Origin of the sequence: Nodosilinea sp. FACHB-131 (genome assembly GCF_014695395.1) — a bacterium.
Lineage (GTDB): Bacteria > Cyanobacteriota > Cyanobacteriia > Phormidesmidales > Phormidesmidaceae > Nodosilinea.
On the sequence record NZ_JACJOF010000043.1, the window covers coordinates 41,649 to 53,431 of the forward strand.

Below are 11,783 nucleotides of genomic sequence, written 5' to 3' on the forward strand. Positions count from 1 at the left end.
AGCCCTCAATGAACTGCCCCTCACCCTTTTAGAACCGTCCCTAGGGTCACCCCCAGTGCATGCCCTTAGCTAGTATGAACGACTGGCCATGATGCCCGATATTGGCACCGACCCGCAACCCATAGAAGGCAGCAGTGATGAACCAGAATAGCGATGATTCCCGAGGCGACTTAGTTTGCGAACTTTTCAAAGCCCGCCAACAAAACCGCGAGATTGCGGCCCAGATCGACGCAATCCTGCGGAGATGGTGTGAGGCCACGGGACACGATTACGACGAACTGAAGGCACGAGCGGAGGCAATGGACAAGAATGACGGGCCCGGCGACGATCTGGGGCTACTCGATGCCCTTTGTTGAGCCTACTCCAGCTATAGCGAGCGAGCCTTTCAGAGCGATAGTAGAGCGCTAGTCAGGGCCTGACACTGTGCAATGTAGCTGCAGGGCAATCGGTCCCCTGCGACTTTGCTGGCTACGTTGTCGAGGCTGGCCCTCATCCGGCGACGGTGTAGATCTTGGGGGAGAGACAGTTGTGCACTTATGATCGCTGCTGCTGTGTGTTGAGATGTCTTACTGTTTAGATGTTCGGATGTCTAACAGCGTTTCAAGTGCGGTAAGTGCTTCCTATCTCTGGTTATGGCAACGGTTTTTGCTGAGCTGCCTTGACCACATTATGGCCTGGCTTAAGCGGTTTAAGTTGACCTGGATGCATGACTTATCGAAGTAGTTATAGAGAGCGAGAGCAATGATTAGCCCCAAGATGAAACCGCCCAAACGGGTTTATATGGGTTCAGTCGGCGCTGACTGCGCCAAAATTATGATCACTACGCCAGAGGCGCTTGATGGTCTCTCAATGCACGGTGTTTTCGACGCCAACGCTGCGCTTAGAGATGGCTATAAGACAGGGGTTGTTGCGCTTAATGAGGAAGGCCTAACGGGTTTGGCAGACTGCGGCAACTTGGCAAGCCAAATCTGTTTTTTGCCTCCCGGTGGCGACGTTCATTTGCGCGGAATACTCTTTTCCAGCAATCACGGCGAGGGACAATGGCCCATCTATGCTGAGCTGGCCCCTGATCCTGGTCAACCAGGGAGTATGCAGTTCAAAGCGGTCACCATTTGGTTTGGGTTTGGCGGAGATGTTGAGCAGATGGTCGGGTCAATTTGCCGATTAGCTGGGGTGCCGGCTAGTGATAGAGGCCCTAACGATTTGTACAGGGTTGAAGATTTGGCCTATCGCTACGGCGTAGAGCTGGATCAATTCACAGACCCATCCGCAGCGCTTAAGGCGATCGAGCTGGCCTGCGGTGTGTCGTTGGCTGAGGCATTGCAGTCTGAACGCTAGTTCCCTTAGTCAATTCATGAAAGAGTTGCTAAGAGAGATTGTGATGCTGCTTTGTGGCGCGGGGCAACTAGCCTGGGCCACTTTTCGCCCTGCCCCTGCTATCGCATCCACATGCTGAGCACCATAGGCCCACAGCGGAGAGAAGCTACCCCAGAGCGGGTGGATCCAGAAAACCTGATTTTTAACCCCCATTGGCACCGCTGGCTCGTGGGGGTTTTGTTTTGGGCACCATAGCCTGGTCGAGTGGGGTACTGATATGGACTTTGGGGAATGGCCTAGTGATTGGATGTTCTACGCCGGAAACAACACCGGGCTAGGGAGAGACTTGTTCTGGTTAGGTGGCCTTACCGTGCTGCTGTGGCTGAATTTTAGGCAGCGGGCCTAGACAGCAAAAAGCCCTCGGTACTGAGCCAAGGCAGTAGTATAAAAACTGCTAAAACCTAAGTATGTCACGGCTTTAGCCCAGGCGAGTATAAGTCCGCCTGAAATACTGGACTACTCCAGTATTAGGCCGTTCCAGATGGACGGAACATGAAACCTACTACTCCCTGAAACCACCCGCAAATAAATATATGCGCTTCAGATCACAATTTTGCCTCGGCCTAGCGCTTAGCTTGAGTCTCAGCTTGCTCGCACCTTTAAGTGCGTCTGTATCAGCGCAAGTGCCTGCACCCACTCTAGCGCCAAGCACCTCCTTTAGAGATGTCCCTGCCGACTACTGGGCTTATGAGTACATATCAGGCCTCGCCCGGTTCAGTGTGATTAGCGGCTTCCCCGATGGCACGTTCCAGCCTAACGAACCCGTAACCCGCGCGCAGTTTGCAGTGATTTTGAATCAAGCGTTTATGTCAGCGCAGCCTTTTCAAATACCGAATGAGCGGTTGAATGCAACGCAGCCCGGTACTCCAACCTTTGCGGATGTGCCTAACAATCATTGGGCGGCTGGCTATATTGCTAAAGCTCGCACTGCGGGCTTTCTCTCAGGATATCCGGGGAATCAGTTTAAGCCCAATCAACCGATACCCCGCGTACAGGCCCTGGTTTCTATCGCCAATGGATTGGGATATCAGGGCGGTAGTGTGGCGGACTTATCTGCCTATAAGGATGCTGCTGCTATTCCGGCATATGCTCGCCCTGGCATCACCGCTGCCAGGGCCGCCAACATCGTTGTTAACTATCCTGCCCTCGATCAGCTCCTGCCCAATCGCCCAGCGACCCGCGCTGAGGTGGCGGCTTTTGTCTATCAGGCGTTGGTCAAAGATGGTAGGGCGCAACCGGTAGCAGCAGCCGGTGCTCGCTGGAATAAAGCGCCTATAACAACCTTGCCAACGGCAGCGGACGTGTGTAGCTTTAGCGCGGATGGACAACGGCTACTGGCCCTGACGACAGACGGTGCAACGCTTCAGGTATGGAATACGCAAACAGGGGCGCTAATCAAGGAGATTACTGCTGACGAGCAGACTCGTTTTGATGGGGCGGCGATCAGCAAGGACGGGACGAAGGTAGCGGCGATCGCGCAAACGTCTCCCACCAACACCGTTGAACTAGCGGCATGGACTATCGAGACAGGTCAGCCGCTGTGGAGAAAAACAATCAGCCAGGCAACTTCAACCATCGATGGGGGTCAGATTGCCTTTAGCCATGACAATCAGCGGATCATAACGTTTGTGAACCCCTATCGAGACGGCGCTTCTGCACCACAACTAGCTCTATGGAATACGGCGAATGGTGAAGTGGTACAATCTTTAGACACCAGCGGTAGATTTGCCATTAGCCCCAATGGTCAGTTTTTAGCCATCCAGATCTACCCGAATGATTCATCGGGTCGTGTAGACCTATGGCGACTCAATCAGAGCGGCCTGTTTGAGTACGCTAGGACGCTGCCGCCGGAAGATATTCTCTTCTGGGGAATGGATATGGCCTTTAGAAACGATGGGCTGCTCAATGTGCTAACGCGATCGCCCTACGATGGCCTGCTCGTCACTTGGAATCCACAAACAGGCGATCGTGTGACCAGCAAGGGGCTACCGGCTGATCGATCCGATGACGCCATTGGCCTAAGTCCAGATGGCGACAGCTATTTCTTTGCTGGGCCGGTGGCCGGAGCGCGCTTGGGCAGTGTGAGAACTGGAGAAGTTCAGGACTGGCCTCATGGCTATCGGGTTGCGTTTAGCGATCGCGGCAACTACTTAGCGCTCACGAACAACAACCCCAATGAAGTAGGATCAGCGCTACCCACGCCCTCCATCAGTATCTATGCCAAAACTGCCTATTAGGCCAATCTTCAATGAAAGGCCGGCAGAGAAAGGGAACAGTTGGACGGCGGCGGTAGCAACCAACAAAATGCCCCCGGCGATCGCCAGGGGCAGGTGTGAAATTCCGCATGGGCTAGAGTCGCAGTGCCTTAACGCGATCAAATTATTAACAGTCCTGCCCTTTGCCCCGCCGAGGGTGCAGGCTATCAGCTTGCTCTATTTCTGCGGTTGTATCTGGCAACCATTCCCTAGGCAAATGCACAGCTGCACCCTCCGCACCGATGCACTTTCCTACCCCTCAGCTCTCAGTTTTTCAGGATTGATCTGAAATTGAATCGTTGCTAACTTCTTCTTTCCTGGTAGCTCCTGTGCTCCCAGGATGTATCCCTCACTGCTCAACTCTTCCACTGTGCGCCAGAAAATCTGGTTATTGCGAGAGGTGTTACTGCCCAGTAAGTCCAGATTCTTAAATAGATACCGCTTTGAAATAGTGAGGTATTGGCCATCCTCAGGCCGATCCCACTGCATCCGGCTAGCGAGGTAGATGAGCAGCTTAGTCTTGTAGTCGTGCTTGGCGCTGCCTCCTAAACGCTGGCGAATGTCGAGACTATCGGCAAAGAGTACATAGTCTCCGTTCCGAGCCGGGCCATCAAAGAACTCTAGGGAGATGGTATAGGCATCGGCTAACTCATAGGTATAGTCAGCAGCCTTAGCTAGGTCAAAGTCTCGGGGCACATTGTCGATTTCATAATCTCTGATTCGCAAAACACTTTTGATAGTGACCTTGGCCCCCAGATTGTCGCCCTTGCGAAGAGACTGGGCAAACACCAGTTCAGTGCGGTGCAGAGCCACTAGGTCTCTATGAAGTTGAGATCTGAGTTTTGATGCAAATCCCCCATCTTTAGTTTTGGTATAGCCTAGGGCCTGCAGCAAATCATTAGAGCGAAACGAAACCAACGGCCCCTGGTCCTGCTGGGCTGCTAAGCGATACAAATGCAGCACGATGGAGACCTGACGCGGGTTGAGAAAGGTGAGCAGGGCGACCAGCAGTCGCTCGATGCGGCGGTCTTGAATCTTCTCCAGCCCCTTACTGACTCCCATGTCAATACAGGATTCGATATCTAGGCTGGAATATTGGGCTTGGATCTCTTCCCACTCTTCGGCGGTTAGGTCTTCAAGGGGAACACGGCGGGTAACGGCCACTTCCGTAGAGTCTGTCGAATCAGCCTCTACGCGCATTTCAAGGTAATAGCCGTCGCCATCTGACCGTAGGATGGGCACCTGCACATCTGGGTTTTTTACCGATGCTCCAGCCCGTGGCAACACCATAAGCAGCTGCCCGTCTACCGGGAATATGTCTGATTCAATTGTTGGCGTCTTGGGGGGACTCACGGCGAGATCTCATCTTGTCAGACACGGCATTGAGCCACATTTTAAGGAAAGAATGGTTGATAAAAACACTCTGTAACGTTTGTGGGCAAAGCTTTTTGAGGTACCTGTAACTTTAGCGTATGTTTTTTGGCCCTTCGCCTGTAACTTTGGCGTATGGTTTTGCCTGTAACTTTGGCGTATGGTCATTTTCTGACCTATAACTTTGGCGTATGGTTTTGCCTGTAACTTTGGCGTATGGTTTTTGGCCATGTTTTTTTCAATGCTTTAACAAGCAGGCTTTCCGAGAAATGACCTGTAACTTTGGCGTATGGTTTTGCCTGTAACTTTGGCGTATGGTCATTTTCTGACCTGTAACTTTGGCGTATGGTTTTGCCTGTAACTTTGGCGTATAAGTGACCTGTAACTCTGGCGTATAGGCCTATAGGAGGCTATTGAGAATCAAAACTTTCAGTGCTAACCTTTGGCAATATTTCAGCTTGAGAACGTTTGAACTATCTAGCAGAGTGGCTAAAGAAGGTGCAAAGACTAATTCAGTAATGGCTAGGGTTCGGCTGAACTGACCATTCGTCTGAGCCTCGATCAGTGTCAATTTTCCTGACCTTAGTAGGCAAAAAGAACCGGCAGCAGATGCCACCGGCTCTTTAAAAAGCGAAAACCCGAGAGGACCAGTCCCGAGTCGCGCGTTAATTTCTTATGCGGCTATGGTAACACCGGATCTCTCTCGGGGCAATACTCATTGCTCTTTTTTAGGAGAGAGAAGCCCCCATGACCGCATCGACAGGATGGGGCGAGGAGTCGTGTAGAGCTCCCCGTTCCGAACCCCTCCCCGCTGACCCTACAGGCCAGCGGCTGTGTGAACTCTTTGGCCACTACCCCTGGAACTTCATCCGCGCTGACCTGCCGGATGAAGCAACCGCCAAAGCCGCCTGGACAACCGTCACCACCTATCCGCTGCGGCCTCGGGTGCTGTGGAACTACTGGCAAGATGCCAACCAGCTGATCGGCGTCCGCTTCACCCACGACACCCGCTACGCCCTGCTCGACCTCGACGCCGGTGGCGACTACTGCAGCGCCGACGGGGTGGCCCAGATTCGGGCTGCCCTAGAGACCATTGGCATCACCCGCACCTTGCTGCTGCGCTCCAGCTGGAGCGGCGGCCTGCACCTCTACCTCCCCTTTGCTGAGCGGGTCAACACTTTCAACCTGGCCGTTGCCCTCAAAGAATGCTTCAAAGCCCAGGGATTTCGGCTCCAGGCTGGGCAGCTCGAAATCTTCCCCAACGTCAAAGCCTACGGCGTTCAAGCCTTCATCGAATACATGGGCCACCGACTGCCCCTACAGCCCGGCAGCGGCTCCTGCCTGCTCGACGATGCCCTCAACCCCATTGGCGACAGCCTGGCCCGGTTCTTCTGGCTCTGGGATGGTGCAGCGAGCCACCAAGACATGGACACCCTGCGCCATGCGATGAAAATTGGTCGGGATAACCACCGCAAGCGGCCCAAGCGCCGCAGCCACCCCGTCGAGAGCTGGCGGCACGACCTGGATCTCGAAATCACCGAAGGTTGGACCGCCTATGGCCAAACCAACCACCTGCTCAAAACCATTGCCTGCTACGGCCGCGTCTTCGAGGGCCTCCAGGGCCAAGCCCTGATCGACTACACCCTGCGCATCGCCCTTTATTGCCCCGGCTACGAGCAGTACTGTCGCCACCAGCACGACATCGAGCGCAAGGTCATCGCCTGGGCTAGAGCTGTCGAGGGCTATTACTGGCCTCTAGGCAGCACCCCCACCCGCGACACTAGTCACCCGAAGAACAACCTTGTGCCCTTCAACCAGCGGCAGACCGAAGACGCTCAGCATCGCATCCGCGCCGCCTACACCAACTTAGAGCAGGCGGGGGAGTTGCCCGAGCAGATTACGGCCCGGGCCAAGGCGATCGCCCAAGGAGCCAGAGTCAGTCAGCAAACCCTCTACAAGCATCTCCACCTCTGGCACCCCGAGCATCAAGAGGGTGTAATGGCCCCAACAGCAAGCCTCCTAGCCCCTGAAGCGGCGATCGTAAAAGCGGTACCAAAATCGCTAGACTCTTTACAAACTAAGGAATTACACCCCTTGGAGAGAGATATGAAGGGTGAGGCGCTTTGCGCTGGTGAGTCGGGGTCGGATATAAATTCTTTTTCTCCGGAAAGGGGGGTGCGGGGGGACGCTTTCTCTTTTCCACAGGAGGCCGAGCCTGCGGCCTATGACCCAGCCCTGCATGGGCAACTTCAAAACCAGATCAGGAGCCTGGGTTGGTCTGGGGAGGTGATTCGACAATTCATAGCCGATCGATTTGAGGGCCAGCGCTGGTCTGAGCTGACGGACGAGGATCGGTTGCTACTGCTCTATCATCTGCGTGTGCTTGATTTTCTTGGGGCTGGAGAGCCTTCTGATATTGGAGACCCTCAACAACCCATCTCTTAGGGGGTGATCCGAATTCAGGGGGTTGAGTGCCTGCAACTCTCTTTTGATAACGCTTTCAGGGTGATTTGAATTGAGTCAAAGGGCGGCAATGATTATCTGTTACTGAAATTCATTGCAAGGCTATGGCAGTAGGTGACGGGGGCGCTGTTGTTCTGAGTGATAATACAAACGATCTATAGCAGCGGATGAATATGGATACCCCGGATTTGACTAAGCAATTGCTGGCTTTGGCCGATTGTCTATCGGAACTAGGGCTCAGCGAGCTGACTATCCGAAAAGAAGATGGCGAACGCGTTCGTATCGTTGTAGGCGATGAATTTACGCAACTAAGGCAAGACTACAAAAAAAGACGTGATTGAGATGTCTTTTGAGGCTCTGCGGTGGTGCGTGCATGGTTCTCGGGAGCTGGATCGCTACATTGAGGTACTCCAGCAAACCCTCACTGTTAGGCTGACCGAAATCGATGCGGAAGATGACTTAGCTACTTCACGCATCAACTGCTTCATTCCCCTCCGACAACTCACTCGCCACCGCATCCAGTTCCATCTCTAGCTCCTCGATGGTGGGTAGGTTGGCCTTTAGCTGGTCGGGCAGGCTGTGGGTGGTGACGGCGATCGGGGTGCTGACGTTGCGCAGGGCGTATTCAGCAACAGTTTTATTCTTTGACTTACACAGCACGATGCCGATGGTGGGCTGATCATCAGGGTGGCGCAGCAGGTCATCCACTGCCGCGACGTAGAAGTTCATCTTGCCGGTGTACTCAGGGCGAAATTCGGTCACCTTTAAGTCAATCACGACATAGCACCGCAGTTTGAGATGGTAGAACAGCATATCCATGAAGTACTCGTTGCCAGAGACTTCCAGTCGATATTGACTGCCGACGAAAGCAAACCCGACGCCTAGCTCTAGCAGAAAATCCCTGATTCTCTCGACCAGAGCATTTTCTAGCTCTCGCTCTTGGGTAGCGGATGTCAGCTTGAGAAAGTCGAAATTGTAGGGGTCTTTAAGCAGTTGTTGGGCGAGATCTGACTGTTCAGGCGGTAGGGTCCGCCCAAAATTAGTAACCGCCCCACCTTGACGCTGGAACAGGTTGGATTCAATCTGCATGGCCAGAACATTCCGACTCCAACCATTCTCAAGAGTGCCTTGGGCGTACCAGAGCCGTTCATCTGGGGCTTTTAACTTATCTAGGAGAGCTTGATTGTGATACCAAGTAATTTGTGCAAGCACCTCCTGCACAATTGTCTGATCTGGGTAAGCTTCCGCAAAAGCCCGCATATATTTGAGGTTGCGTGGTGAAAACCCCTTCATATCAGGGAATTCCCGTTTCAGATCTTTGGCGAGGCGGTCGATGACCTTTGCCCCCCAGCCTTCCTGCTGCTGGCGGGCGAGAATCTCCCGCCCAATCTGCCAATACAAGATGATCAGCTCCTTATTAACGGCGAGAGCCGCCTTTACCTGCGCCTGACGTATGCGGGTTTTGAGGTCCTTGAGAAAGACATCATAATTGTCGGCGGGGAATAGGGAATTGTCTTGGGGCAAGGGACTTTTCCTTCATTTGCAGACCCCTTATTATCAGGCTAAGACGGCAATGAGCTACAAGGCTTTTTGGGATCGAGAAGGTGGAGCCTATGACCCAGCTAAGCTATGACCCAGCACAATGGCAGGAGCTGTTTTGGCAGCGGGGCGATCGCTACTACTGGTGCGCTCTACGCCAGAACCTATTTGGTGAGTGGGTCTTGCTGCGCAAGTGGGGTGGCCGCCGAACGGGTAAGTGTGGGCAGTGTGAAACCTTGTGCGCAGATATCGAAGAAGGCAATCGGCTGATGCAGGATGTTCTTAAACGCAGGCGTTATCGGGGATATGCACTAGTTAACTAGGGCGACTCAAATTTAGGCTTTTATATCCTGAAACCCTTGCCACGCTAAAGCTTGAAGGCAAACCGAGCGTTAGAAAACCGTTGCACACAGTATCTAAACTTAAATATGCTTATGTACCTAGACATATCTAAGTTTAGACATATAGACATATTGATGTCCTGATGCCAAGATGCTATCTTCAAATCGCTGTTATAGGATTAGCCCTGTGAAAATCTGCTCAGCGATTTCTCTGTCGGGGGGACAGGGGAAGACGACGACGGTGTTTTTTACCGCCCTGCTGCTGGCTCAGCAGGGCAAAAAGGTGCTGGCAGTAGATGCTGACCCCCAGGCAAATCTGACCTTTTATCTGGGGCATGAGGTGCAGCCTGATGAGCCTAGTCTCTTTGAGGTGCTGACCAAGCAGGTCGAGGTTGAGGATGGGGTCTACGGCACCCAGTACGAGAACTTATTTGTGATGCCTGCCGATCGCGGCCTGTTCAAAGTAAGCGATTTTCTCAGCAGCAGCGGGGCGGGGGCCTTCATCTTAAAGCAGCGGCTGCGCAAGATTCACGACATGTTCGATGTAGTACTGATCGATGTGCAACCGTCGCGATCGCAGATCTGCCTCTCCGCCGTCGGGGCCTCTGACCATGTGCTAATTCCGGTAGAGGCTAATGTTAAAGGAGTGAACTCTCTAGTCGATACGCTGGATTTTTTGAATGAACAAGCTGAGCTAGAGGCGTTCACTGGGTCTGTACTAGGAATAATTCCTTTTCGCGATCGCTGGGTGGGCAACACCCAAACCCTAGAGGGTCGGCAAAACATAGCTGCTATGCAAGAGTTCGCCGGTGAGGCCCCCATTCTGGCCTCCATCCGCGAGTCCGAAAAATTTAAGAACGCTATTCGGCAGGGCAAGTTGCTCAGCGAACTGGACCAGCCCGACCTGCAATACCCCTTCGAGCAAATTGTAGAGGCCCTTACCCATGAGTGATGCCCTAGACCGACTCAAACAGCGGCAGCGTCCTAAGGTCGCCCCCCGCGATGCCTCCCTGATCTCAAAGCCTCAAGATGTCCAGACGCCAAAATCTCAAGACATACAGATATCTAGACATATAGAAGATGAGGGTATGGCGGTTGACGCCGGTGTGCCAGGTCTTTTGGAACCAGTGAAGTCTAGACATACAGATATCCAGATGTCCGAAGCTCTGAATACTGGGATAGCGGTGGGAGCTTCTAGACATACAGACATTCAGGCGTCTAGACATATAGAGATAGAGAGTGAGCCACCGACAAAGCGCAGCACCTTTCGCCTAGAAGCCGATCTGATCGAACGGCTGCACACGTTTTGTCGGCACCAGGGGCTAAGCCGTGAAGTGTTGATCGAGGCCATGTACGAGTACATGGAGGCTAACCCCGAGGCCCTGGCCCAGGTGGTAGAAAACGCTAGTCAGAAGCATGATAACCGGCAGCAGTTGGCTAACCGCAAACGGGCTGAGGCGATGATGAGCAAGTTTGGCCGAGATGCTTGACGCCTGGTGGCAGCCCAAACGAGACGAGGGGAATGGCACGCTGCGGGTGAACTTGGGATAATGCGATTACCACGGCGTTTCTCGTTGGAGGCTAGGACACCATGACCGTTGCAACTACCCGCATGGGTCTGGAGGAGTTCTTTGCCTATACTAGCAACCTCGACACCCTCTATGAGTTAGAAGACGGGGAACCGGTTGAAATGCCGCCAGAGAGCGACCTAAATCAGCGCATTACCTCGTTTTTGTTTGCCTACTTTTTGCAGCAAGGTATACCCCCTGATCGCCTGCGAACTAAAACAGAGATAGCTGTCATGGGGGAACGCACCACCGTGCGAGTGCCCGATTTGATGGTGTTGTCAGAGGAACTCGCTATGGCTCTTGAGGGGGCGAACCGGGCAACGGTAACGTTAGATATGCCGCCACCTCGGCTAGTGGTGGAGGTGGTGTCGCCAGGGAAGAAAAACATCGATCGTGACTACCGCTATAAGCGATCGCAGTACGAAGCCCGAGGCATTGCCGAGTTTTGGATTGTTGACCCCATCGCCCAACGGGTCACCGTGCTGACCCGGATCGAGGGGTTATACGAGGCGGTACTGGTTGAGAGGAATGCTGCAATTACCTCGGCTCTGTTAACAGAGTTGGCATCTGAGAACAGGCTGACGGCGGCTCAGATTCTCAAGGCCAGGTACTGATTTTGTGTTGTGCTGAATGTGCACGTGACTTTATTTGTCGTAGAGACACGCTGGTGTCATTAAAGTAGCCTTGTCCCGATGTCATTCAATCTGGCACTGTACAGCTCAATCAAAGACCTTAACCGTCTCACCGTTCCAATCCTGAGACGCCGCAACGAAAAATCAAGGGTTTCCGGCTGTCTCAGGTGAGACGTAGGCCGACCGCACGACCCAACACCCGGAAACCCTTATAAACTCGTGAATTTTACTGTACGA

The 11,783-nt window shown here is 53.3% G+C and carries 10 protein-coding genes; 8 read left to right on the forward strand and 2 right to left on the reverse strand.

Annotation, left to right across the window (positions count from 1 at the left end; all coding sequences use genetic code 11):
- Positions 1–741: 741 nt before the first annotated feature.
- Both H6F75_RS27325 and H6F75_RS27330 read left to right on the forward strand, forming a co-directional pair.
- Positions 742–1,338 carry a hypothetical protein gene (locus H6F75_RS27325; protein ID WP_190756499.1) on the forward strand — a complete coding sequence of 199 codons (597 nt, stop codon included), beginning with the start codon at positions 742–744 and terminating at the stop codon, positions 1,336–1,338.
- Positions 1,339–2,000: 662 nt separating this feature from the next.
- Positions 2,001–3,614: an S-layer homology domain-containing protein gene (locus tag H6F75_RS27330; protein WP_190756501.1), complete on the forward strand. Its 1,614-nt coding sequence runs from the start codon at positions 2,001–2,003 to the stop codon at positions 3,612–3,614.
- A 270-nt stretch (positions 3,615–3,884) separates the two neighbouring features.
- Here H6F75_RS27330 and H6F75_RS27335 read toward each other — a convergent pair whose 3' ends face one another.
- Complete coding sequence (locus H6F75_RS27335) at positions 3,885–4,922, reverse strand: hypothetical protein (protein ID WP_190756517.1); 1,038 nt, start codon at positions 4,920–4,922, stop codon at positions 3,885–3,887.
- Between the two features lie 828 nt (positions 4,923–5,750).
- On the opposite strand from H6F75_RS27335, the gene H6F75_RS27340 reads away from it, so the two are divergent.
- Positions 5,751–7,448: a hypothetical protein gene (locus H6F75_RS27340; protein WP_190756503.1), complete on the forward strand. Its 1,698-nt coding sequence runs from the start codon at positions 5,751–5,753 to the stop codon at positions 7,446–7,448.
- A gap of 191 nt (positions 7,449–7,639) precedes the next feature.
- The gene (locus tag H6F75_RS27345) at positions 7,640–7,807 is read left to right on the forward strand and encodes a hypothetical protein (RefSeq protein ID WP_190756505.1); all 168 of its coding nucleotides are present in this window, start codon (positions 7,640–7,642) and stop codon (positions 7,805–7,807) included.
- 127 nt (positions 7,808–7,934) lie between these two features.
- Here H6F75_RS27345 and H6F75_RS27350 read toward each other — a convergent pair whose 3' ends face one another.
- Positions 7,935–8,990 carry a PDDEXK nuclease domain-containing protein gene (locus H6F75_RS27350; protein WP_190756507.1) on the reverse strand — a complete coding sequence of 352 codons (1,056 nt, stop codon included), beginning with the start codon at positions 8,988–8,990 and terminating at the stop codon, positions 7,935–7,937.
- A gap of 89 nt (positions 8,991–9,079) precedes the next feature.
- Between H6F75_RS27350 and H6F75_RS27355 the strand changes: the two genes are divergently transcribed.
- From H6F75_RS27355 to H6F75_RS27370, 4 genes are all read left to right on the forward strand, one after another.
- Entirely contained in the window at positions 9,080–9,328 is a 249-nt protein-coding gene (locus tag H6F75_RS27355) for a WGR domain-containing protein (RefSeq protein WP_190707638.1), read from the forward strand.
- A gap of 205 nt (positions 9,329–9,533) precedes the next feature.
- Positions 9,534–10,298, forward strand: a complete 765-nt coding sequence (locus H6F75_RS27360) for an AAA family ATPase (protein WP_190756509.1) — start codon at positions 9,534–9,536, stop codon at positions 10,296–10,298.
- Complete coding sequence (locus H6F75_RS27875; RefSeq protein WP_199304164.1) at positions 10,291–10,836, forward strand: hypothetical protein; 546 nt, start codon at positions 10,291–10,293, stop codon at positions 10,834–10,836. Before H6F75_RS27360 ends, H6F75_RS27875 begins: the two co-directional genes overlap by 8 nt.
- 101 nt (positions 10,837–10,937) lie before the next feature.
- On the forward strand, positions 10,938–11,528 hold the full coding sequence (locus H6F75_RS27370) for a Uma2 family endonuclease (protein WP_190756511.1): 591 nt from the start codon (positions 10,938–10,940) through the stop codon (positions 11,526–11,528).
- Positions 11,529–11,783: the final 255 nt, after the last annotated feature.

Coding starts and splice junctions, on each gene's coding strand:
- H6F75_RS27355 (WP_190707638.1), top strand. CDS start 9,080: ATGACCCAGCTAAGCTATGACCCAGCACAATGGCAGGAGCTGTTTTGG.
- H6F75_RS27875 (WP_199304164.1), top strand. CDS start 10,291: ATGAGTGATGCCCTAGACCGACTCAAACAGCGGCAGCGTCCTAAGGTC.
- H6F75_RS27335 (WP_190756517.1), bottom strand. CDS start 4,922: ATGGTGTTGCCACGGGCTGGAGCATCGGTAAAAAACCCAGATGTGCAG.
- H6F75_RS27325 (WP_190756499.1), top strand. CDS start 742: ATGATTAGCCCCAAGATGAAACCGCCCAAACGGGTTTATATGGGTTCA.
- H6F75_RS27345 (WP_190756505.1), top strand. CDS start 7,640: ATGGATACCCCGGATTTGACTAAGCAATTGCTGGCTTTGGCCGATTGT.
- H6F75_RS27370 (WP_190756511.1), top strand. CDS start 10,938: ATGACCGTTGCAACTACCCGCATGGGTCTGGAGGAGTTCTTTGCCTAT.
- H6F75_RS27340 (WP_190756503.1), top strand. CDS start 5,751: ATGACCGCATCGACAGGATGGGGCGAGGAGTCGTGTAGAGCTCCCCGT.